This window comes from Ensifer adhaerens (assembly GCF_001270265.1).
GTDB lineage: Bacteria > Pseudomonadota > Alphaproteobacteria > Rhizobiales > Rhizobiaceae > Ensifer > Ensifer adhaerens_B.
The window spans coordinates 481,907-503,234 of sequence record NZ_LGAP01000002.1; the positions used below are offsets into that span (position 1 = coordinate 481,907).

At 62.5% G+C, this 21,328-nt stretch carries 22 protein-coding genes; 13 read left to right on the forward strand and 9 right to left on the reverse strand.

Annotated features, from left to right (window positions below):
* Positions 1–3: 3 nt before the first annotated feature.
* Positions 4–1,365 carry an NAD(P)-dependent oxidoreductase gene (locus AC244_RS07080; protein ID WP_053248071.1) on the reverse strand — a complete coding sequence of 454 codons (1,362 nt, stop codon included), beginning with the start codon at positions 1,363–1,365 and terminating at the stop codon, positions 4–6.
* Between the two features lie 315 nt (positions 1,366–1,680).
* On the opposite strand from AC244_RS07080, the gene AC244_RS07085 reads away from it, so the two are divergent.
* The 9 genes from AC244_RS07085 (at position 1,681) to AC244_RS07125 (ending at position 11,695) form a co-directional block, all read left to right on the forward strand.
* Positions 1,681–2,634: a sugar-binding transcriptional regulator gene (locus tag AC244_RS07085; protein WP_053248072.1), complete on the forward strand. Its 954-nt coding sequence runs from the start codon at positions 1,681–1,683 to the stop codon at positions 2,632–2,634.
* Positions 2,635–2,842: 208 nt separating this feature from the next.
* Entirely contained in the window at positions 2,843–4,153 is a 1,311-nt protein-coding gene (locus AC244_RS07090; protein WP_053248073.1) for an ABC transporter substrate-binding protein, read from the forward strand.
* Between the two features lie 143 nt (positions 4,154–4,296).
* Positions 4,297–5,169, forward strand: a complete 873-nt coding sequence (locus tag AC244_RS07095; protein WP_053248413.1) for a carbohydrate ABC transporter permease — start codon at positions 4,297–4,299, stop codon at positions 5,167–5,169.
* Positions 5,170–5,174: 5 nt separating this feature from the next.
* Positions 5,175–6,005, forward strand: a complete 831-nt coding sequence (locus AC244_RS07100) for a carbohydrate ABC transporter permease (protein WP_053248074.1) — start codon at positions 5,175–5,177, stop codon at positions 6,003–6,005.
* Positions 6,006–6,016: 11 nt separating this feature from the next.
* The gene (locus AC244_RS07105) at positions 6,017–7,018 is read left to right on the forward strand and encodes an ABC transporter ATP-binding protein (protein WP_053248075.1); all 1,002 of its coding nucleotides are present in this window, start codon (positions 6,017–6,019) and stop codon (positions 7,016–7,018) included.
* Entirely contained in the window at positions 7,015–7,788 is a 774-nt protein-coding gene (locus AC244_RS07110) for an L-iditol 2-dehydrogenase (protein WP_053248076.1), read from the forward strand. The genes AC244_RS07105 and AC244_RS07110 overlap by 4 nt, the downstream gene beginning before the upstream one ends.
* Positions 7,789–7,828: 40 nt before the next feature.
* Positions 7,829–9,313 carry a mannitol dehydrogenase family protein gene (locus tag AC244_RS07115; RefSeq protein WP_053248077.1) on the forward strand — a complete coding sequence of 495 codons (1,485 nt, stop codon included), beginning with the start codon at positions 7,829–7,831 and terminating at the stop codon, positions 9,311–9,313.
* A gap of 108 nt (positions 9,314–9,421) precedes the next feature.
* Positions 9,422–10,090, forward strand: a complete 669-nt coding sequence (locus AC244_RS07120; RefSeq protein WP_053248078.1) for an HAD family hydrolase — start codon at positions 9,422–9,424, stop codon at positions 10,088–10,090.
* Positions 10,091–10,111: 21 nt separating this feature from the next.
* Complete coding sequence (locus tag AC244_RS07125; RefSeq protein ID WP_053248079.1) at positions 10,112–11,695, forward strand: FGGY-family carbohydrate kinase; 1,584 nt, start codon at positions 10,112–10,114, stop codon at positions 11,693–11,695.
* A gap of 318 nt (positions 11,696–12,013) precedes the next feature.
* On the opposite strand, the gene AC244_RS07130 is transcribed toward AC244_RS07125, so the two are convergent.
* Positions 12,014–12,808 carry a response regulator gene (locus AC244_RS07130; protein WP_053248080.1) on the reverse strand — a complete coding sequence of 265 codons (795 nt, stop codon included), beginning with the start codon at positions 12,806–12,808 and terminating at the stop codon, positions 12,014–12,016.
* Between the two features lie 135 nt (positions 12,809–12,943).
* On the opposite strand from AC244_RS07130, the gene AC244_RS07135 reads away from it, so the two are divergent.
* The 3 genes from AC244_RS07135 (at position 12,944) to AC244_RS07145 (ending at position 15,357) form a co-directional block, all read left to right on the forward strand.
* Positions 12,944–13,138: a NepR family anti-sigma factor gene (locus AC244_RS07135; RefSeq protein WP_053248081.1), complete on the forward strand. Its 195-nt coding sequence runs from the start codon at positions 12,944–12,946 to the stop codon at positions 13,136–13,138.
* A gap of 8 nt (positions 13,139–13,146) precedes the next feature.
* Positions 13,147–13,701: an RNA polymerase sigma factor gene (locus AC244_RS07140; protein ID WP_053248082.1), complete on the forward strand. Its 555-nt coding sequence runs from the start codon at positions 13,147–13,149 to the stop codon at positions 13,699–13,701.
* Between the two features lie 147 nt (positions 13,702–13,848).
* Complete coding sequence (locus tag AC244_RS07145) at positions 13,849–15,357, forward strand: sensor histidine kinase (protein WP_053248083.1); 1,509 nt, start codon at positions 13,849–13,851, stop codon at positions 15,355–15,357.
* Positions 15,358–15,367: 10 nt separating this feature from the next.
* On the opposite strand, the gene AC244_RS07150 is transcribed toward AC244_RS07145, so the two are convergent.
* The 7 genes from AC244_RS07150 to hemP all read right to left on the reverse strand — a co-directional run bounded on the left by AC244_RS07150 (position 15,368) and on the right by hemP (position 20,687).
* Positions 15,368–15,799, reverse strand: coding sequence for a hypothetical protein (locus AC244_RS07150; RefSeq protein WP_053248084.1), 432 nt, complete (start codon positions 15,797–15,799; stop codon positions 15,368–15,370).
* 182 nt (positions 15,800–15,981) lie between these two features.
* Positions 15,982–16,350 (reverse strand): DUF883 family protein, encoded by a 369-nt coding sequence (locus AC244_RS07155; RefSeq protein ID WP_053248085.1) that lies wholly within the window; start codon positions 16,348–16,350, stop codon positions 15,982–15,984.
* Between the two features lie 167 nt (positions 16,351–16,517).
* Positions 16,518–17,309, reverse strand: a complete 792-nt coding sequence (locus AC244_RS07160) for a heme ABC transporter ATP-binding protein (protein WP_053248086.1) — start codon at positions 17,307–17,309, stop codon at positions 16,518–16,520.
* Positions 17,310–17,318: 9 nt separating this feature from the next.
* A complete protein-coding gene (locus AC244_RS07165) occupies positions 17,319–18,443 on the reverse strand; it encodes a FecCD family ABC transporter permease (protein ID WP_053248087.1) in 1,125 nt (374 codons plus the stop codon).
* A complete protein-coding gene (locus AC244_RS07170) occupies positions 18,430–19,377 on the reverse strand; it encodes a heme/hemin ABC transporter substrate-binding protein (protein ID WP_053248088.1) in 948 nt (315 codons plus the stop codon). The genes AC244_RS07165 and AC244_RS07170 overlap by 14 nt, the downstream gene beginning before the upstream one ends.
* A 10-nt stretch (positions 19,378–19,387) precedes the next feature.
* Positions 19,388–20,449, reverse strand: coding sequence for a hemin-degrading factor (locus tag AC244_RS07175; protein ID WP_053248089.1), 1,062 nt, complete (start codon positions 20,447–20,449; stop codon positions 19,388–19,390).
* A 10-nt stretch (positions 20,450–20,459) separates the two neighbouring features.
* A complete protein-coding gene (gene hemP, locus AC244_RS38750; RefSeq protein ID WP_053248090.1) occupies positions 20,460–20,687 on the reverse strand; it encodes a hemin uptake protein HemP in 228 nt (75 codons plus the stop codon).
* A gap of 168 nt (positions 20,688–20,855) precedes the next feature.
* On the opposite strand from hemP, the gene AC244_RS07185 reads away from it, so the two are divergent.
* Complete coding sequence (locus tag AC244_RS07185; protein WP_414735889.1) at positions 20,856–21,290, forward strand: hypothetical protein; 435 nt, start codon at positions 20,856–20,858, stop codon at positions 21,288–21,290.
* The last annotated feature ends 38 nt before the right edge of the window (positions 21,291–21,328 follow it).

Genomic DNA, 21,328 nt, shown 5'->3' on the forward strand with positions numbered 1-21,328 from the left:
CCGTTATGCAACGGCACTCGCCTGCGGCGTGGCCGCGGCGAAAGCCCGGTTGATCGCTTCTGCGGCATCGCGGCCCATGGCGACGGCGGAAACCGTCAGGTCCTCGCCGCCCAGCACGCAGTCGCCGCCGGCCCAGACATTGGCGGCTGAGGTTTTGCCTTCTGCATCGGTGACGATGCGGCCGGCTTCGAACGCCAGCGATCCGAGGCCGGACGCCTCGAAGGTCTGACCGATCGCCTTGAAGATCTGGTCGGCGGCAATAATACCCGTTTCGCCCGTCGTCGTCAGCTTTCCATCTTCGAGCCTGGTGTATTCGAGCTCGATGCCGGCAACCTTGCCGTCCTTGAGCGCGATGCGCTTCGGCTGCAGCCAATGGCGGATGGTGACGCCCTTGGACGCCGCCAGATCCTGCTCGAATTCGGAAGCGTTCATGTGTTCCTTGCCGCGGCGGTAACAGATCGTCACTTCCTCGGCGCCGAGCAATTTGGCCTGGACGGCGGCGTCGATGGCGGTCATGCCGCCGCCGAGAACGACGACCCGGCGACCGACGGGAATGTCCGCCTTGGTCTTCGACTGGCGAAGAGCGGCGATGAAGTCGACGGCGTCGTCGAGCCCTTCCGCGTTTTCCCCCTCGATGCGCAGTGCGTTGACGCCGGCGAGGCCGAGGCCGAGGAACACGGCGTCATATTGCTCGGTCAGATCGCCAAGCGAGAAGTCGCGGCCGAGTGCCTGGCCGTGGCGGACTTCGATGCCGCCGATCGACAGCACGTAGTCGACCTCGCTCTGGGCGAAGTCGTCGACGGTCTTGTAGGCGGCGATGCCGTATTCGTTGAGGCCGCCGGATTTCTCACGGGCGTCGTAGATGACGACCTCGTGGCCCTTGACCGCAAGACGGTGAGCGCAGGCAAGTCCCGCCGGCCCGGCGCCGACGACGGCAACCTTTTGCCCGGAGGACGCGGCACGGGTATAGAACTGCTTGTTCTCCTTCATCGCGATGTCGGTCGCGTACCGTTGCAGACGGCCGATCTCGACCGGACGCTCCTCGGCCGTGTTGCGCACACAGGCCTGTTCGCAGAGCGTTTCGGTCGGACAGACGCGGGCGCACATGCCGCCCAGAATGTTCTGGTCGAAGATGGTCTTGGCCGAGCCGATCGGGTTGCCCGTCGATATCTGCCGAATGAACAGCGGGATATCGATGGAGGTGGGACAGGCCGTCATGCAGGGTGCATCATGACAGAAATAACAGCGGTCGGAGGCGACCAATGCCTCGTGCCTGTCGAGGGCTGGATGAAGGTCGGAGAAATTGGTTTCGTAGTCCGCGAGCGGCAGGCGGCCGCCGAGGATCCCAGATTGCGTCGTTCCCATTTTTGGCTCCCAATGTTTTCTCAGGATGATGGAACGGTAACACGCTTTATTTTTTTATCAAACGGTAAAAGTTTGAGATCGAAATGACCGGAAAGCCTTGCGATCCGGGACTTTGCGGCAGACCTGCCAAGCCATTGTTCTTGGCCGCTGTTTGACAGGGCAGGGCAAATAGTGGCAGCAAATTAGAGCGGGATGAGGAAAGGTGTGTGCGGTTTTCCGCCCGCATCCCGCTCTAACTTAGGGGAAGCGATCACGATGTTTTTGGGTTGATTCGACCCAAAAACATCGTGATCGCGGGGGGAATGGAGAATAGGCATGGCGCGCAGGGCTGAGGCGAACAACAGGTTGGACGATGCTGCCCGCGCGGGCTGGCTCTACTATGTCGCCGGCCGCACCCAGGACGAGATCGCTACGGTCATGGGCATCTCGCGCCAATCGGCCCAGCGGCTGGTTTCGCTCGCCATGGCGGAACGCCTGATCAAGGTCAGGCTCGATCATCCGATCGCGGCATGCCTGGAGGCTGCCGAAAGGCTTCGCGAGAAATATGACCTCAGGCATGTGGACGTTGTTCCGAGCGATCCTGGATCGACCTCGACGACGGTCGGCATTGCAGAGGCAGGCGCCGCCGAGATCGAGCGCTGGCTCAAGTCACCGGAGCCGCAGGTCCTGGCGATCGGCACGGGTCGTACCCTGAAGGCGGCGATCGACCAATTGCCGGCGATGGAATGTCCGCAGCACCGCATCGTGTCACTGACCGGCAATATCAGGCTCGACGGCTCGGCCGCCTATTACAACGTCATCTTCAGCATGGCCGACGCCGTCAAGGCACGGCATTTTCCGATGCCGTTGCCGGTGCTTGCCTCGTCGCCGGAAGAACGCGCGGTGCTGCACAGCCAGAGCCTCGTCCAGGTGGCGCTGAAGCTCGGCGCGGAAGCCAATGTCGCCTTTGTCGGTGTCGGCGAACTCGGCGCCGAAGCGCCGCTTTGCCAGGATGGATTTCTGTCACAGGACGAAATGGGGGAACTGACGAAGTCGGGCGCCGCCGGGGAAATCTGCGGCTGGATGTTCGATCACGACGGCGCCTTGCTGGCGGGTAGCTTCAACGACCGCGTCGCCTCGGTTCCGCTGCCGTCGCGCGACAACGCGTCGGTGATCGGGCTTGCCAAGGGACGGCGCAAATACGAGGCGCTGAGGGCCGCGGTCAAGGGCCGGATCATCAACGGCCTTATCACCGACGAGGCGACTGCCGCCTATCTGCTCAACGCCTGATCGCAGCGAATCCGTTTGAAGAGGCCGGCCATGCGCCGGCCTTTTGGCGTTCATATGACTGCTTGCTGATAAAAAATCGACAATCAAAACAGCTTCGTAACGTCTCTGGTTGCAACGCAGCAACGAAAGCGGCTTGACATTCTTTCGCGATAAGTGAGTAATTGCCCATGAGCAAAGCAAATGCTCAATTTCTTCTGGGAGGAAGTCGATGAATTTGAGAACTTTCCTGCTGGGCACATGCTCGGCAGTCGCTCTGGCAGGTCTGGCCCAAGCAGAAACGCTGACCATTGCGACCGTGAACAACGGCGACATGATCCGGATGCAGAAGCTGACGGATGATTTCACGTCCAAGAATCCGGACATTACGCTCGAGTGGGTAACGCTCGAGGAAAACGTGCTGCGCCAACGCGTGACGACGGATATCGCCACCAAGGGCGGCCAGTACGACATCATGACCATCGGCACCTATGAAGTGCCGATCTGGGCCAAGCAGGGCTGGCTGCTGCCGCTCGACAATCTCGGCGCCGACTACGACGTCGACGACCTGCTGCCGGCGATCCGCTCGGGCCTGACCATCGACGACAAGCTCTATGCCGCACCATTCTACGGCGAAAGCTCGATGGTGATGTACCGCAAGGACCTGTTCGAGAAGGCGGGGCTGACGATGCCCGACGCGCCGACCTGGGACTTCATCGCCGACGCGGCGCGCAAGATCACCGACAAGGGCAACGAAGTCTACGGCATCTGCCTGCGTGGTAAGGCGGGCTGGGGCGAGAACATGGCCTTCCTGACAGCGACTGCGAACGCCTTCGGCGCGCGCTGGTTCGACGAGAACTGGAAGCCGCAGTTCGACCAGCCGGAATGGAAGAATGCGCTCGACTTCTACGTCAAGCTGATGAACGACGCCGGACCGCCCGGTGCGTCCTCGAACGGCTTCAACGAAAACCTGTCGCTGTTCCAGACCGGCAAGTGCGGCATGTGGATCGACGCCACGGTCGCGGCCTCGTTCGTGACCAACCCGAAGGAATCGACCGTTGCCGACAAGGTGGGTTTCGCGCTTGCGCCCGATACCGGCCTCGGCAAGCGCGGTAACTGGCTCTGGGCCTGGAACCTCGCCATCCCCGCCGGTTCGCAGAAGGTGGCCGCGGCCGAGAAGTTCATCGCCTGGGCAACCGGCAAGGACTATCTGAAGCTCGTTGCCGACAAGGAAGGCTGGGCCAACGTTCCTCCGGGCACGCGCACCTCGCTCTACGCCAACCCCGAGTACCAGAAGGCAGCGCCGTTTGCGAAGATGACGCTCGACTCGATCAACGCTGCCGATCCGAAGAACCCGGCCGTCAAGCCGGTGCCTTATGTCGGCGTGCAGTTCGTGGCGATCCCTGAATTCCAGGGTCTCGGCACGGCGGTCGGACAGCAATTCTCGGCGGCCCTTGCCGGTCAGATGAGCGTCGACGATGCGCTTGCCAGCGCCCAGAAGCTGACCGAACGCGAAATGACCAAGGCCGGCTACATCAAATAGCGCTCCCAAGGGCCCGGGGTGCCGGCCGCAAATGGCTGGTGCCCCGGTAATTCCCATGGGGCAGCCAAGGGGCCCGCGCGGAAAAACGCGCCGGCCCACCCGATCTCGAAACAGCGTTGAATTCCGTCATTTGGGGGGACGCCATGGCGACCTTGCACACCCGCTCCGCCGCGCGTCTGATGATCGCGCCCTCGGTGCTTCTGCTTCTGGCCTGGATGATCGTTCCGCTGGCCATGACAATCTACTTCTCGTTCCTGCGCTACAATCTGCTGATGCCGGGGATGGAAGAGTTCGCGGGCTTTTCGAACTACAGCTACTTCCTCACCGATCCCGCCTTCTTCCAGGCGATCTTCAACACGCTCGCCATCGTGCTCGGAGTGCTGTTCATCACCGTCGTCGGCGGCATCGCGCTGGCGCTTCTTCTCGACCAGCCGATGTTCGGGCAGGGGATCGTGCGCATCCTGGTGATCGCGCCGTTCCTGATCATGCCGACGGTTGCCGCGCTGGTGTGGAAGAACATGTTCATGAACCCGGTCAACGGGCTGTTCGCCTGGGTGGCCAAGCTCTTCGGGCTGCAGCCTTTCGACTTTCTCGCCAATGCGCCCTTGATGTCGGTGATCCTCATCGTCGCCTGGCAGTGGCTGCCCTTTGCGACACTGATCCTTTTGACGGCGCTGCAATCGCTCGACGAAGAACAGAAGGAGGCAGCCCAGATGGATGGCGCCAGCGCCTGGAGCCGCTTCATCTATCTCGTGCTGCCGCATCTTTCCCGGGCCATCACCGTGGTCATCCTGATCCAGACGATCTTCCTGCTCTCGGTCTTTGCGGAAATCCTGGTGACGACCAATGGCGGGCCGGGCACGCAGAGCACCAACCTGACCTTCCTCGTCTATGCGCAGGCTTTGCTGCAGTTCGACGTGGGCGGTGCATCCGCCGGCGGCATCATCGCCGTCATCCTCGCCAACATCGTCGCATTCTTCCTGATGCGCATGATCGGCAAGACGCTGGAGGCTTGATACCCATGGCACGCAATGTCTCCACCCAAAGAAAGATCGTGGTCACCGTCGTCGCCTGGACGATCGGCATCCTGATCTTCTTTCCGATCCTCTGGACGTTCCTGACGAGCTTCAAGACCGAGGCCGAGGCGATCGCCTCGCCGCCGTCCCTGTTCTTCTTCGATTGGACGACAGAGAACTACCATGAGGTGCAGAGCCGATCGAACTACTTCCTGCACTTCATGAACTCGGTCGTCGTCTCCTTCGGTTCGACCCTGATCGGTCTGATCATCGCCATTCCGTCCGCCTGGGCTATGGCGTTCTCACCGACCAAGCGCACCAAGGACGTGCTGATGTGGATGCTCTCCACCAAGATGATGCCGTCGGTCGGCGTGCTGGTGCCGATGTACCTGTTGTTCCGCAACACCGGGCTGCTCGATACCCGCACCGGGCTGGTGATCGTGCTGACGCTGATCAACCTGCCGATCATCATCTGGATGCTCTACACCTACTTCAAGGAGATCCCTGGCGAGATCCTGGAGGCGGCACGCATGGACGGCGCGTCGCTGACCAAGGAGATCATCTACGTGCTGACGCCGATGGCGATCCCCGGCATCGCCTCGACGCTGCTGCTCAACATCATCCTTGCCTGGAACGAGGCGTTCTGGACACTGAACCTCAGCGCCGCGAAGGCAGCGCCGCTGACCGCCTTCATCGCCTCTTATTCGAGCCCCGAGGGCCTGTTCTACGCCAAGCTTTCGGCGGCCTCGACCATGGCCATCGCCCCCATCCTCATACTCGGCTGGTTCTCGCAGAAACAGCTCGTGCGCGGCCTCACCTTCGGCGCGGTCAAATAAGGGATACGACAATGGGAAACATTACACTTAGAAACGTCTCGAAGGTCTTCGGCGCCCATGCCGTCATCCCGTCGATCGACCTCAACATCAACGATGGCGAGTTCGTCGTCTTCGTCGGCCCGTCGGGCTGCGGAAAATCGACGCTGCTGCGACTGATCGCCGGGCTTGAGGATGTCAGCGATGGTGAGATCGTCATCGACGGCAAGAACGCCACCGAACTGCCGCCGGCGCAACGCGGCCTGTCGATGGTGTTCCAGTCCTATGCGCTCTATCCGCATATGAGCGTGCGTTCGAACATCGGCTTCCCGTTGAAGATGGCGAACGAGGACAAGGCGGTCATCGACAAGAAGGTGGCCGATGCCGCGCGCGTGCTCAATCTTACCGACTATCTCGATCGCAAGCCGCGGCAGCTTTCCGGCGGCCAGCGTCAGCGCGTCGCCATCGGCCGCGCGATCGTTCGCCAGCCGAAGGCGTTCCTGTTCGACGAGCCGTTGTCGAATCTCGACGCGGCCCTGCGTGTCAACATGCGGCTGGAAATCAGCCAGCTGCATCAGGATCTGAAGACGACGATGGTCTACGTCACCCACGACCAGGTGGAGGCCATGACCATGGCCGACAAGATCGTGGTGCTGAACCGAGGGCGCATCGAGCAGGTCGGCTCGCCGCTCGACCTTTATCACAAGCCGGACAATCTCTTCGTCGCAGGCTTCATTGGTTCGCCACGCATGAACTTCGTTTCAGGCTCGTCCGCCACCCCCTACAAAGCACACACGATGGGCATCCGGCCGGAGCATCTGGTGCTGTCGAAGGAAAGCGGCACCTGGAGCGGCACGGTCGGCGTTGCCGAGCACCTCGGCTCCGACACCTTCCTGCATGTCAACGTCGATGACATTGGAACGATGACGGCGCGCGTCAGCGGCGATTTCGCCGTCACCCATGGCGACCGGGTGTTCCTGACGCCCGACGCCCAGCGTGTGCACCGGTTTGACGACAAGGGACTGGCAATTCGATGAAACGTCTTCAAGGGAAAAGCGCGCTGATCACCGGATCCGCGCGGGGTATCGGTCGCGCCTTCGCCGAAGCCTATGTGCGTGAAGGCGCCAGGGTGGCAATTGCCGACATCAATGTGACGCGGGCGCGTGAGACCGCATCGGAAATCGGCCCGAGCGCCTATGCCGTCGAGATGGACGTGACGCAGCAAGGCTCGATCGATGCGGCGATCGCATCGGTCGTCGCCGAGGCTGGGGGGCTTGATATTCTCGTCAACAATGCGGCGCTGTTCGATCTCGCACCGATCGTCGATATCACCCGCGAAAGCTATGACCGGCTGTTTGCAATCAATGTTTCGGGAACGCTGTTCACGATGCAGGCTGCGGCCAGGCAGATGATCGCGCAGGGCCGGGGCGGCAAGATCATCAATATGGCAAGTCAGGCAGGCCGACGCGGCGAGGCGCTGGTCGCCGTCTATTGCGCCACCAAGGCGGCAGTCATCAGCCTGACCCAGTCGGCCGGGCTGAACCTGATCAAGCACCGCATCAACGTCAACGCCATCGCGCCTGGCGTGGTCGACGGCGAGCACTGGGACGGCGTCGATGCACTGTTTGCCAAATACGAGAACCGTCCGCGCGGCGAGAAGAAAAAGCTCGCAGGTGCGGAAGTGCCCTATGGGCGCATGGGAACGGCCGAGGATCTCACAGGCATGGCGATCTTCCTCGCCTCGGCCGAGAGCGATTACGTCGTTTCGCAGACCTACAACGTCGATGGCGGCAACTGGATGAGCTGAGGCCAGTCTTCGGACGGTGCCTCGATAAGGAAACGGGACCATGACGACCAAACTCTCTCTTGCGGCGCTCGACGCAGTGAAGGCCAGGGCCGGCGTGCCGAGCTACCACCGCGCCGGGCTCAAAGCCGGTATCGTGCATTTCGGTGTCGGCAATTTTCACCGCGCCCATCAGGCCGTCTATCTCGACGATCTCTTCAACTCCGGACACGACCACGACTGGGCGATCATCGGCGCAGGTGTTCTGCCCTCCGACGAACAGATGCGGGCAAAGCTTGAGGCACAGGATTTCCTGACGACGGTGGTCGAGCAGGACAACAACCGCACCGGTGCGCATGTGACCGGCGCGATGATCGATTACCTGAAGCCCGGGGATGTCGCTGGCATCGTCGCGAAGCTGGCCGACCCGGCGATCCGCATCGTTTCGCTGACGATCACCGAGGGTGGCTATTTCATCGACCCGGCCTCCGGCGTCTTCAATCCGACCCACCCAGCCATCGTCGACGACGCCCAAGATCCGGCTTCGCCGAAGACGGTTTTCGGCCTGATCGTCGCCGGGCTGAAGGCGCGTCGCGACAGCCAGGTCCCGCCGTTCACCGTGATGTCCTGCGACAACATTCCGGGCAATGGCGAGGTGACGCACGCGGCAGTGTCCGGCCTTGCGCGGCTCTTCGACCCTGATTTCGCCGACTGGATCGATGCCAATGTCGCCTTCCCCAACGGCATGGTGGATCGCATAACGCCGGCCACAGGCGCACGCGAAATCGGCATCGTGGCTGCGGACTACGAGATCGAGGACGCCTGGCCGGTGTTCTGCGAAGAATTCAAACAATGGGTGCTGGAGGATCATTTTCCGCAAGGACGCCCGGCGCTCGAGAAGGTCGGCGTGCAGTTCGTGCCCGATGTCGCGCCCTACGAGCACATGAAGATCCGTATCCTCAATGGCGGCCATGCGGCGATCGCCTATCCCGCCGCCTTGCTCGACATCCATTTCGTCCACGAGGCGATGGAGGAGCCGCTGATCCGTGCCTTCCTCGCCAAACTTGAACATGACGAGATCATTCCCGTCATTCCGCCGGTGCCGGACACCGATCTCGGCGATTATTACAAGCTGATCGAGACGCGTTTTTCCAACCCCAAGATCGGCGATACGATCCCGCGGCTGGCGCAGGACGGCTCCAACCGGCAGCCGAAATTCATCCTGCCCTCGACAGCCGACCGCCTGGCGCGCGGCGAAGACGTAATCGGCCTGGCGCTGGTCTCGGCGCTCTGGTGCCGCTACTTCGCCGGCACCACCGACGGCGGCAGGCAGATCGCCTTCAACGACCACAACGCCGATCGGCTGAACAAGGCGGCGCTCGCCGCCAAGGACGACCCGATGGCCTTTCTGGCGCTTACCGATATCTTCGGCGATGTCGTGCAGTCCGATCTCTTCCGCCGGCGTTTCAGCCACGCATTGAAAACCCTTTGGGAAAAGGGTACGCGCGCTACGCTCCAGCTTTATCTGGACGGCAAGCTTACTGCATAATTCCTTAGAGCGAAGTCGATTTAAGGACGAAATTATGCAGCAATTCAAAGTGTTACAGCGACCTTGGCGCGTCTTAAAAGACGCGCGGCGCGTAAGGGGTAGGGTGTGATGGCGGACGGCGCGTCCAGGCTGGTGATCTTCGATTGCGACGGCGTGCTGGTCGACAGCGAACCGATCTCGCTGGAAGTGCTGGTGGACGTGCTGGCTGCAGCCGGCGTGTCGATGACCACGGAGGAGGCGACCGAACGCTTCCTCGGCCGCAGCCTGAAAAGCATGTCTGCCATTCTTCACGACGAATATGGCCTGGCGACTGACGACGCCTTTCTCGAAGATATGCGCACGCGGCTCTACCAGCGCTTCCGCACCGAGCTGCAGCCGATTGCCGGCATCCGCCGGGCGGTCGAAGGGCTTGGTGTCGCCCGTTGCGTCGCCTCGTCCAGCCAGCTGGAACGCATCCGCCTGTCTTTGACGGTCACCGGCCTGATCGATCTTTTCGAGCCGAATATCTTCTCTGCAACGATGGTCAAACATGGCAAGCCGGCACCCGACCTGTTTCTGCTGGCGAGCCGGGAGATGGGCTACGCGCCCAAGGACTGTATCGTCGTCGAAGACAGTCCGGCCGGCATCGAGGCGGCGCATGCCGCCGGCATGCGGGCTTTTGCTTTCGCCGGAGGCGGACATGCGCGTAGCGACCGTCATCGACAGACACTGGCCGAGCTCGGCCCCGATGTGCTGTTTGACGACATGGGCGAATTGTTACAGTTTGTCCGCCAATAACAGGCACGGGGACCTCCATTGATGCGTGAATTCGTCGTTGCGGTCGATGTCGGTACCGGCAGTGCCCGCGCCGGTATCTTCGATCGGAATGGCAGGCTGCTGGCGCGCGCCGACCTGCCGATCGCCATGAACCGGCCGGAGGAAAATCATGCCGAACACGATTCGGAAGATATCTGGAGGGCTGTCTGCGGCTCGGTGAAGGCCGCAAGAGACAAGGCCGGCATCTCACCGGAAGACGTCGCTGCCATCGGCTTCGACGCAACGTGTTCGCTCGTGGTTCGCGACCAGGACGGTGCGCAGCTTTCCGTCAACCGAAAGGGCGAGGCGCGCTGGGACACGATCGTCTGGCTCGATCATCGGGCGCTGGCGGAAGCCGATTTCTGCACCGCCACCGAACACCCGGTTCTCGACTTCTCCGGCCGCGTCATGTCGCCGGAGATGGAGATGCCGAAGCTGATGTGGCTGAAGCGGAACCTGCCGGCGCAGTGGGAGAAGGCGGGCTTTTTCTTCGATCTTGCCGACTATCTCTCCTGGCGGGCGACGGGAAGTGCGGCGCGCTCGCGCTGCACGCTGACCGCGAAATGGAATTATCTCGCTCATGAACAGCGCGGCTGGCAGGCGGACTATCTCGCGCGCATTGGCCTTGAGGATCTGCTGACACGGGGCGGATTGCCGGAAGAAACGCTGCCGGTCGGAAGCTCGGTCGGCGGCCTGTCGGCGAAGGCTGCCGCGGAGCTCGGCCTCGATACCGGTTGCCAGGTGGCGCCGGGATTGATCGATGCCTATGCCGGCGCGCTCGGCGTGCTCGGCGGCTTTGCCGGAAAACCGGAAAAGCTCGAGCGGCAACTCGCGCTGATCGCCGGAACCTCCAGCTGCATCGTCGCCTTCTCCAAGGACATGAAGCCCGGCTTCGGTATGTGGGGGCCGTATTTCGAAGCGGTGCTGCCCGGGGCCTGGCTGATCGAGGGAGGTCAATCGGCAACCGGCGCCTTGCTCGATCACATCGTGCGGGTCCATGGCGGCGGATTGGAGCCGACGGCCGAGACCCACGGCCGGATCATTGCACGTGTCCAGGAACTGCGCGCCCTGCACGGAGCGCAATTTGCCGAGCGGCTGCATGTGTTGCCGGATTTCCATGGCAATCGTTCGCCGCTTGCCGATCCGCATGGGCTCGGCGTCATCAGCGGTCTGCCGCTCGATTCGTCGTTCGATGCGCTGTGCCGGCTCTATTGGCGCACCTGCGTGGCGATCGCGCTCGGTATCCGCCATATCCTCGAGACGATGCGTGAGGTCGGCTACGAACTCGACACGCTTCACGTCACCGGCGGCCACGTTCGCAATGCGCTTCTGATGGAGCTTTATTGCGATGTCACGGGGTGCCGGGTCGTTGCGCCCGATGCGCCTGACGCAGTGCTGCTTGGCACGGCGATGGCGGCAGCGGTTGCCGGTCGGGTTCACCTCGATCTCGGTGCGGCCGGCGCGGCCATGGCGTCCGGCGGGCGAGAGCAGTTGCCGAACGCCGCCATGCGCGAAATCTACGACCGTGACTACCGCCGCTTCCTTGCACTTTATCGTCATCGGGACGAGCTCGACGCACTCCAATAAAAAATTGAACGCAACGCACGCTGTCGGGAACCTTTGCCTGCGTCACGCATTTTATTGAAGACCGGACGGTGGCGCGCATCGCCCCCAATGTGGCGCCGGAGGTAATCCGCCGGTCTGCAACTCACACTCCCCCTGTGAGTTGAACAATGTCAGCCAGTGCCTTCCCTCGGCACTGGCTGTTTTTGTTTCGAGCACTTTCCATCAATGGATCTGAAGGTTGAGACAACCGTGACGACAGGCGGGCGCCGGAAGACGGCGGCAAGCGGACAAACGAAAGCCGGCGACCGAAGCCACCGGCGATATAGGCTGTGTCGATGATCAGGCTGCGGCCTTCGTCGACTCGTTGAAGAACAGTGCCTGGCTGATCAGCGCCTTGACCATGTCAGGGTTGAAGGGCTTGGTGACCAGGAAGGTCGGCTCAGGACGTTCGCCGGTCAGCAACCTCTCGGGGAATGCGGTGATGAAGATCACCGGGATGGCGCTGGTCTTCAGAATGTCGTTGACCGCGTCGATGCCGGAGCTGCCGTCGGCAAGCTGGATATCTGCAAGCACCATGCTCGGCCGGGTCTTCTTGTAGAGGGCGATCGCCTCATCGCGGGTGCGGGCGATGCCTGTCACCCGATGGCCGAGGCTCTCGACCATGTTTTCGATATCGATGGCAATCAGCGGTTCGTCCTCGATGATCATGATATCGGTTGCGACCTGTCGCGAGATTTCCTGCGAGGCGCGGTCGAGAAGGGCGCCGACCTTGTCGTCGCTGACGTCAAGGATTTCGCTGGCTTCCTCGGGCCGGAAACCTTCGACCGAGACGAGAAGGAAAGCTTGGCGGGCAAGCGGAGACACGCTTGCCAGGTTGACCGAGGCGCGCTGCTCCCAGGCAAAGGGCGAAACTGGTTCGGGAACCAGCACTGAAGAGGAGCCGAAGAGCGACGTATAGAGGCGGAACAGCGAGACTCGGTCATTGCTGGCCTCCGGGAAAATGGAGGTGTCGGCAATCAGGGCCTCAAGTACGGCGGCCACATAGGCGTCGCCGGATGTCTGCGAGCCAGTCAATGCGCGCGAGTAGCGGCGCAGATAAGGCAGCAGCGGCGCGATCCGTGTGGACAATGTCATTGGGAACTCCCTCGAGTATATTTCTTGCAGTGACGCCCCCAAAACGTTTCACGCAAAAAAAAGTTCCGGGAGGGAACATTTCATTTTTCAGACGCGTTAAGGCGGTAATGAACACCACAAGGCGACAGATTGACAATGAAATATAAAACAGGGGCGGGGCGCACTTCCGGTACGACCTCATGGACCGAAGACCCGAACGCGCAGATCGCGGCCAAGCTGAAGGCGCTCTACCAGTCCGTCCAGGAAGAAGCGATCCCCTCACGTTTTCTCGATCTTCTGGAGAAACTCGACGCAGCCGAGCAGCAGGCGGTTCTGCAGGGTAGGGAGTGAACGCCGGAATGTCGTCGGAAAAGAATGATTTCAAGCGAGAGATGCTCGCCGCTCTGCCGAGCCTTCGCGCCTTTGCCATGTCCCTCATCGGTCGCCATGACCGGGCCGACGATCTTGTCCAGGACACGATCATGAAAGCCTGGGCCAAGCAGGACCATTTCCAGATGGGCACCAACATGAAGGCTTGGCTGTTCACGATCCTGCGCAACGAGCTTTACAGCCAGATGCGCAAGCGCGGACGGGAGGTACAGGACAGCGACGGCCATTTCACCGAATCGCTTGCCCACCATCCGGAGCAATATGGTTCGCTCGATCTGCAGGATTTTCGGCGGGCGCTGGAGATGCTGCCGCCGGATCAGCGCGAGGCGATCATTCTCGTCGGTGCGTCGGGCTTTTCCTATGAGGAGGCGGCGACGATCTGCGGCTGCGCCCTCGGTACGATCAAGAGCCGCGTGAACCGTGCCCGCCAGCGCCTTCAGGATATCCTCCAGGTGCAGGGCGAGAACGACTACGGTCCGGACGAGACGTCCGCCCCCATTACGTCACGGGCATTCGTTTCCTGATCCGAAAGCGTTTTTGGCCGCCAGGGCGTTGCAAATCGAGAGCAGCCCTGCTTTCACTGGCGGCCTGAACGCCTCCGCAGACAAGCGCCGTGCGCAAATGGCAATCGGCGCGGGCTGAAGGATGCGGCAGATTGGAGTTGAGGCGGGATGCGCGAAAAAAGAGAAGAAAAAACCGCCCCGCCGGCCACGTCGTTGCTCGACGCCCCTGAGCGCCTGAGTGTGCTGCACGCGACGGTGCCCGACATGGCGGTGCCCGACGCGGACTTCGACGGCATTGCCGAAATCGCCGCAGGCCTTTTCGACGCGCCGATCGCGCTCGTGAGCCTTCTCGATCGCGAGTGGCAATGGTTCAAGGCTGCCGTTGGCACAACGGAGACGCGGGCGTCGTCGGAAAATTCGTTCTGCATACACGCCGCAGCCGACGCTGACAGCGTCGGCCTTGTCGTTCTCGACGCCTCCGCCGATCTGCGCTTTCGCAATCGGCCGCGGGCCGCCGGTGCGCCATTCCTGCGCTTTTACGCCGGCGCGTCGATCGTTCTCGATGGCCAGCCGATCGGCACGGTGTGCGTGCTGGATGTCGTGCCGCGCACGGGGATCGCGCCGTATCTGATGGAACAATTGCGCCGGCTGGCCGATCTGGCCGCCACGCTTTTCAAGTTGAAGGACGAGGCCCGCCGCCGTGCGATCAAGGAGGCGGCGCTTTCTCGCGAGGAGCAGCGCCACGCGATGGCGCTGGAAGCGGCCAATATCGGCAGCTGGCTCTGGGACGTCCGCTCCGGCATGATCGCCGGCAACAGCGCCATGATGCGCATGTTCGGATTGCCCGCGGGCCGGCCGTTCGGCGCCAGGGAAGTGTTCGGCGCCATTCATTCCGACGACCGTGGCGCAACCTTTGCCAAGCTACGCCAGGCAATGAAGGCGGATGAGGAGTATGACGGCATGTTCCGGGTCGGCGACACCGGCCGCTGGCTGCTCGGTCGCGGGCGAGTGCATGATCGGGACAGCAAAGGAAATCCGCTGACCTTCATCGGTGTCACCATCGACGTCACCGATCAGCAGGCATCGGTTCAGCGGACGCGGCTGTTGCTCAAGGAGCTCAATCACCGGGTCAAGAATACGTTGGCGATGCTGCAGTCTCTCGCCCGCCAGACCCTGCGCCAGACCAGCGATCCCGCCGAATTCATGACCGCTTTTGCCGGAAGACTTCAGGCAATCTCGGAGGCGCATGGTCTGCTTTCCGACCACGAGTGGGGCACGATCCGGCTTGCGGACCTGATCTCCAAGCAACTGATGCCGCATGTCAGCGTCTATGCGGACCAGATCGAACTGCACAAGGACGAAGTGCTGCTCGGCCCCGACCAGGCCGTCGGCCTGGGGCTCGTGCTGCACGAACTTGCGACCAATGCCGTGAAATACGGCTCGTTGTCGGTACTGAACGGCAAGGTGGTGCTGACGGCACGCAACGTCGTCGAGGAAGGCGAGGCGGTGTTGCATCTGACCTGGACTGAGGTTGGCGGGCCGCCGGTGCGCGAACCGAAGCGTCGCGGCTTCGGCTCCATCCTGATCGAGCGCAGCCTCGACAAGGTTCTCGGCAGTTCGGTGAAGGTCGAATACATGGCGGCCGGGGTGACCGCCCTGATCCGCCTGCCGCTTTAGGGTTTCTCGTTTAAGGTTCTCGGCGCGGCCTGCGTTTCCTGCCTGTGCCGAGCAAGGCGCCGATGGCCAGCGCAGTACCGACCGCGAGCAGCGGCTGTTTGCGCAGAATGCTGGCCGCGGCCAGCATCGTCAGATTGGTTTGCATCATCGACCGCCGACGCCGCTCTTCGGCGAGCCGCCTATCCCGCCCTTGCAGGGCGATCATCACGATGATCAGCACCAGGGCTGTCAGGATGAGGGCTGCGGCTATCGACGCGGCTGCGACGACCGGCGAATAGGCGGCGCTGAGATAAAGCGCGATGGCGATCAGTGCGAAGATGTAGGCGGTGACAAGCAGCACGGCGACGACGGCGCACAAGGCTGCGTTTCGTTTGAAACGTGATGCGGTGGCGCCGATGTCGGCGGCCAGCAAGGCGGACAGGGCAGCCCCGAGTGGTCCCATGCGCTTTTACTCCTGGTAACACGTCAAAACGGGTGGGACGCATCTGGCGTTCCCACCCCGTTCCAAGATCTGCACTTCATCTAGAGCGTTTCCGCTTTGAACGACGTCGCCGAAACGCTCTGTTTCTTTGTTTTTACGCATCTCCTGACGGAAAAGCGCTACGCACTTTTTCTGGAAGTGCGCTAGCGCCGCAGCAGTGCGGCGGCGATCAGGCCGATGAGAACCGCCGTGCCAAGCGTTGCGAATGGGTGTTCGCGCACCGCGTTGCGAAGCTGCTTTTCGGTACCTGCGTAACGGTCGCGCAGGTCGCCTAGCAGTTCCTCGCCACTTGCGAGCAGGTCCTGAAGGCCCGCTTCCGCCTGGTCGCGCGCATCTTGTGCCTTGCTGCGTGCCTGTTTCGACGCGTCGGCACTGCGGTCGGCAAGCAAGGCGACGAGCGCCGCCATGTCGCTGCGCAGTTCGCTGAGCTGGTCTTCGATCGAATGGTCCTTGAGCGCGCCGTTGCGCTTGCTCGACCGTGAACTGGAACCTGAGAAGAGGCCTGAAGCCATGATTGGTCTCCCTTTCGCTGCAACGCCGGCCAAGGGCGACCGGCGTGATCTGTTCGAACCGGCATGGCAAGCTCATCGCCACGGCCGGCACTTCAGGGAGAACAACGCATGAGTGCGCAAATTGTTTCGATAAATCTTGAAGTTGGCGCGATTTGCCGCCGTCGCCGCTAGAGCGTCGCCGTCTGCGGCAACACGAAAGGCACACCGGCGGCCGGCATGGCGCTGACCTGCATACGGCAGCCGAACACCGCTTCCATCGTCTCGTCGGTGAGCACATCGCGCGGAGCGCCGCTTGCTCGGATCTTGCCGGCTTTCATCATGATCATCCGGTCGGCAAACATCGCCGTCAGGTTGAGGTCATGCATGACGGCGATGACGCCGCCGCCCCGCTCGCAGAATCGGCGCGCAAGCTGCATGATCGTCAGCTGATGGCGGATATCGAGGCTTGAGACTGGCTCGTCGAGTAGCAGGTAACGTGGTTCGCCATCGGCGACCGGGTCGGAAATCTGGCAGAGGACGCGAGCAAGTTGGACGCGCTGCTGTTCCCCGCCCGAAAGCTCCTGATAGAAACGCCCGGCAAAGCCGCCGAGATCGACGGCCTCGAGCGCATCGGCGGCAACTCGGTCATCGGCCTTGGCATCTGATGTCGCGCCTGCGGTCAGGCCGAGCCGCACCACTTCGCGCACCGTGAAGGGAAACGAAATCACCGTCGATTGCGGCAGCACCCCGCGTTTCAGCGCGAGCTCCCAGGGTTTCAGGCCCATGAGATTGCGGCCGTTGATGCTGACCGAACCGCCTTCTGGAGTCAGCTCGCCGGAAATCGCCTTCAACGTCGTGGTCTTGCCGCAGCCGTTCGGCCCGACGATCGCGGTCAGCGCGCCCGGCGCTGCCTCAAGCGAGATGCCATGGATGACCTGACGCCCGCCAAGCCGGACGGAGAGGTTGGATACCTTGATCATGGTCTCGTCTCACAGTCCCATGTTCGTGCGGCCGCGCAGCAGGATCCAGAGGAAGAACGGCGCACCGATGAAGGCGGTGACGATGCCGATCGGCAGCTCTGCCGGCGAGGCAATGGTGCGGGCGATCATATCGGCCAGGATCAGCAAGGTTCCACCGAGCAGCGCCGAGGCCGGCACGAGGTAGCGGTGATCCGGGCCGATGACGAGGCGCAGCAAATGCGGCACGACGATGCCGACGAAACCGATGCCGCCGCTGACGGCAACCGACGCGCCGGTTGCCGCGGCGACGCTGACGATGGCGATGTTCTTCATGCGCTGCACCGGAATGCCCATGTGGAACGCCGCCGCTTCGCCGAGCGTGATGGCGTTGAGACCGCGTGACAGGAAGGGCGTGACGGCGAGCGACAGAAGGATGATCGGTGCTGCCGCGGCGATCTTCGTCCAATTGGCGCCGGCAAGCGAGCCGAGGCCCCAGAAGGTGACGTCGCGCAGCTGCTTGTCGTCGGCCATGAAGATCAGCACACCGGTGAATGCGCCGGTCAGTGCACCGAGCGCAATGCCCGCGAGAAGCAGCGTCGCAACCGACGTCTGGCCGCCGCGCGTGGCGATCCGGTAGAGCAGAAGCGTGGTGATGAGGCCGCCGATGAAGGCCGCAACCGGCAAGGCATAAAATCCGAAGAGCGCAAACAGCGGTCCGAACACCGCAGAGCCAAGCACGATCAGCAGAACGGCGCCGAGGCTTGCGCCGGAGGAAACGCCGACAAGGCCGGGATCGGCCAGCGGATTGCGGAACAGCCCCTGCATGACGACGCCGGAGACGGCAAGCGATGCGCCAACGAGCATTCCGAGCACGGCGCGTGGCAGCCGGATGTCGAGAATGATGATGCGATCACGAACGCTCAGGACCTGGTCGGCGTCGTTAGCGCCCAGGAGCCAGCGCACGACGTTGGACAGCGAAGCATCGGCTGCACCCGTCATGATCGAACCGACGAAGGTGGCTGCCGCAAAAACGACGAGCAGCGCAATGACGACGCGCGCCAGCCGCGCACGATTACCGGACCGCCATTCGGCCCGGATATCGGCGGCGAGGGCCGTCAGGCGCATGCCCCGGTCCAAGGCCTCACTGCGAGGCATTGGCCTTCTTTCCGTAGATTGCCGCATTGAGTTCGCGGATGGCGCTTGCCGTGCGCGGGCCGAAGCCGAGCAGGTGCAGGCCGTCCATGCGGATCAGTGCCTTGGTCTTGGCGGCAGGCGTCAGGCTCAGCGACGGCAGGGCGAAAAGTTCGTCCGCCTTGGCGCTGTGCTCGCCGCCGCGATCCATCATCAGGATGACGTCGGGCTTGGCTTCGATGATCGCCTCGTCGGTCAGAGCCTTGTAGCCCGGAAACTTTCCGGCGGCGTTGATCGCGCCGGAAAGCTCGATGATGCCGTTGGCGGCGGTGCCGGTGCCCGAAGCCATGATCTTGCCGCCCTGGGTGCTGAGCACGAAAAGAACGCGTTTGCGTTCGCTTTCCGGACGCTTGGCGCCATCGGCGATGGCCGCGGCAAGGTCGGCTTCCACCGACTTTGCCAGCGCTTCGGCCTTGTCGGGCACATTGAGGAAGGCGCCGACCGAGCGGATCTTGGCCGGAATGCTGTCCTTGTCGAAGGTTTCCGGCACGCTGGTAAAGGCGATGTTGGCATCCTTCAGGACGGCAAGCGCCTCCGGTGGGCCGCTGCCTTCGACGGCGACGATGGCGCTCGGATTGACCGCGATGATGCCTTCCGGAGCGAGCTGGCGCATGTAGCCGACATCCGGCAGCTTGGTTGCGGCTTCCGGATAGGTGCTCGTCGAGTCGCGGCCGACCAGCCGGCCTTCCTCGCCGAGTGCGTAGATGATCTCGGTAATCGCGCCGCCGACCGAAACGACGCGCGAGTCCGGCTGCTCTATGCTCTGCGCCATGGCCGGACGGATGAACGACGGCGCCCCCGGCGCTAGGGCGGGCAGCAGGAAAGGAGCCGAAACCGCAAATGCGGCCAGGGCCAGCTCCCAGCGGCGAAGGCGGCGGAAGTCGAGACCGTTGATCATCACACTGTCCTCAAGCTGCGACGGTGGTGTTGAGGCGCGCCAGGCCCTCGGCGATATCGCGCCATTCGGGACGTTCGGCAAAACCTTCCTTACGCTTGCCGAAGAACTGGATGATCATCTCGCCCTTGGCATCGAGCGCCTCGATCGAGGTGACGTGACCATCGGCAGTCGGCTTGCGCACGGCCCAAAGCTCGGCAATGTGATCAGTGCGCAGGTGAAGATGGAAGGTCGGGTCCATGACGTTGAGCCAAGGGCCCATCGGAGCGATCTTGGCGATCGGGCCGGAATGGATCTGGATCATGCCGCGGTTGCCGACGAAGCACATGATCGGCAGTTCGATTTCGGCGCTGGCGCGCATCATCGTCTCGACGCTCGACGGCTCGAGGCGCCAGGCGAAGTCGTCGCCGACATGCTGCAGCGCCTGGCGGCGGCCGATCTTCAGCTTGCGTAACAGGCCGTGGAACTGGTGCGTGTCGGTCATCTTGGTCCAGCGGTCACGCAACTCGGTGACGTCGACGACGCTCTCCTGCTTGTCGTCGGCCGCCGGTGTGCTGGCGTCCGCGACAAAGGTCTGCGACTGGTCGTCGAGACGGAAGTCTTCGACGATCTTGTCGTAGGCGGCGACGTTCGACGTCGGGCGCAGGTGCAGCTTGTGCACGGCATTGCCCCATTTGTCGAAGAACTGCAGGCTCTTGCGTGCTTCGCCGCTGTCGTCGGTCTTGGTCACGGCAAAGGCATGCGCCCAGGCGCTCGGGAAGACGCGAAGGTCGATCTGCTCGCCGAGCACGATGCTGGCCATCTCGCCGGTCGTGATCTTTTCGTAGACGCCGATCTTTTCGTGAACGGCGCTCTCATTGCGGGTCAGCGCCATGACCTCACCCAGCTCCTCGGCGCGCAGCAGGAAGCGGTTGGCATCCGCGTCGATACGCACCGCGGTCAAACCACATTCTGCCGCCACGAGGGCTGCTTCCGAAACGCCGAGCTGAGCCGCGATGTCGCGCTCGCGCATTTTCGGGTTTTCAGCGCGGTAGACACGGATTGCGGACGGGGTGGGGCGGAGGCTCTCGGTCATTGTCATTTGCCTATTTGTTCAGGATCAGTTTGCCTTGGCGGGTGATCTTCATGCGGTAGATCGCCCCGTCGTGGGAAATGAGGATCTCGCTTTCGCCGCGAAACAGGTCGCGGCTCTCGACGATCCGCTGGACACGCTGCGCTAAGGCCGCAGGTTGCGAAAGTCGCGCATGATTGGTGTCGTCGGCTGCCACTGTTCGGTCGTCTCTAGATGGCGGGAGGCGGTGTTTTTCCCGCATTTCCTGCCGTGCAATTCGTTTGCTATCTTGACTTCATTACTCATATTTCTTTATGGACGCAATACCGGATCGCCACACTCAACTTAAGATGCTCCGCGCTTGTGGATAGATGGCGACGACTTCAACGCTTCGAGCTTCGGAGCGCCGATCGTGAGTGGTATTAGAATGATGCACCTTTCCCGCATGGTTGTTCCCGTGGCCTTCGCATTTGCGCTTGCAGCAAGCGGTGTCGGCGCTCAGGACGCTGCGCCCGCCGGCGCGCTCAACATCGAGCTCAACGAGGTCGCGCCGTCGCAGAAGGGCTGCAAGCTGACATTCGTCGCCGGAAACGAATTCGCTCAGTCGTTGAGCAAAGTTTCCTTCGAGTTCGTGATCTTCGACCAGAAGGGACTGGTCGAGCGCATGGCGGTGCTCGACTTCCGCGATCTGCCCGCAGGCAAGACCAAGGTCCGGCAATTCGATCTTCCCGGCACGAATTGCGAGGCGGTGAAAAGCCTGCTGATCAATGACGCGCCCGCCTGCGTCGGCGACGGCGTTGAGGGCGATGCCTGCATGAAGGGCCTCAAGACCGGCTCGAAGTCCGCGGTCGAACTCAAGGGCTGAGATCGGTTTTCGCGTTGGGTACTGCGTTTGCGTCGCGG

Coding starts and splice junctions, on each gene's coding strand:
- AC244_RS07080 (WP_053248071.1), bottom strand. CDS start 1,365: ATGGGAACGACGCAATCTGGGATCCTCGGCGGCCGCCTGCCGCTCGCG.
- AC244_RS07085 (WP_053248072.1), top strand. CDS start 1,681: ATGGCGCGCAGGGCTGAGGCGAACAACAGGTTGGACGATGCTGCCCGC.
- AC244_RS07090 (WP_053248073.1), top strand. CDS start 2,843: ATGAATTTGAGAACTTTCCTGCTGGGCACATGCTCGGCAGTCGCTCTG.
- AC244_RS07095 (WP_053248413.1), top strand. CDS start 4,297: ATGGCGACCTTGCACACCCGCTCCGCCGCGCGTCTGATGATCGCGCCC.
- AC244_RS07100 (WP_053248074.1), top strand. CDS start 5,175: ATGGCACGCAATGTCTCCACCCAAAGAAAGATCGTGGTCACCGTCGTC.
- AC244_RS07105 (WP_053248075.1), top strand. CDS start 6,017: ATGGGAAACATTACACTTAGAAACGTCTCGAAGGTCTTCGGCGCCCAT.
- AC244_RS07110 (WP_053248076.1), top strand. CDS start 7,015: ATGAAACGTCTTCAAGGGAAAAGCGCGCTGATCACCGGATCCGCGCGG.
- AC244_RS07115 (WP_053248077.1), top strand. CDS start 7,829: ATGACGACCAAACTCTCTCTTGCGGCGCTCGACGCAGTGAAGGCCAGG.
- AC244_RS07120 (WP_053248078.1), top strand. CDS start 9,422: ATGGCGGACGGCGCGTCCAGGCTGGTGATCTTCGATTGCGACGGCGTG.
- AC244_RS07125 (WP_053248079.1), top strand. CDS start 10,112: ATGCGTGAATTCGTCGTTGCGGTCGATGTCGGTACCGGCAGTGCCCGC.
- AC244_RS07130 (WP_053248080.1), bottom strand. CDS start 12,808: ATGACATTGTCCACACGGATCGCGCCGCTGCTGCCTTATCTGCGCCGC.
- AC244_RS07135 (WP_053248081.1), top strand. CDS start 12,944: ATGAAATATAAAACAGGGGCGGGGCGCACTTCCGGTACGACCTCATGG.
- AC244_RS07140 (WP_053248082.1), top strand. CDS start 13,147: ATGTCGTCGGAAAAGAATGATTTCAAGCGAGAGATGCTCGCCGCTCTG.
- AC244_RS07145 (WP_053248083.1), top strand. CDS start 13,849: ATGCGCGAAAAAAGAGAAGAAAAAACCGCCCCGCCGGCCACGTCGTTG.
- AC244_RS07150 (WP_053248084.1), bottom strand. CDS start 15,799: ATGGGACCACTCGGGGCTGCCCTGTCCGCCTTGCTGGCCGCCGACATC.
- AC244_RS07155 (WP_053248085.1), bottom strand. CDS start 16,350: ATGGCTTCAGGCCTCTTCTCAGGTTCCAGTTCACGGTCGAGCAAGCGC.
- AC244_RS07160 (WP_053248086.1), bottom strand. CDS start 17,309: ATGATCAAGGTATCCAACCTCTCCGTCCGGCTTGGCGGGCGTCAGGTC.
- AC244_RS07165 (WP_053248087.1), bottom strand. CDS start 18,443: ATGCCTCGCAGTGAGGCCTTGGACCGGGGCATGCGCCTGACGGCCCTC.
- AC244_RS07170 (WP_053248088.1), bottom strand. CDS start 19,377: ATGATCAACGGTCTCGACTTCCGCCGCCTTCGCCGCTGGGAGCTGGCC.
- AC244_RS07175 (WP_053248089.1), bottom strand. CDS start 20,449: ATGACCGAGAGCCTCCGCCCCACCCCGTCCGCAATCCGTGTCTACCGC.
- hemP (WP_053248090.1), bottom strand. CDS start 20,687: ATGCGGGAAAAACACCGCCTCCCGCCATCTAGAGACGACCGAACAGTG.
- AC244_RS07185 (WP_414735889.1), top strand. CDS start 20,856: ATGCACCTTTCCCGCATGGTTGTTCCCGTGGCCTTCGCATTTGCGCTT.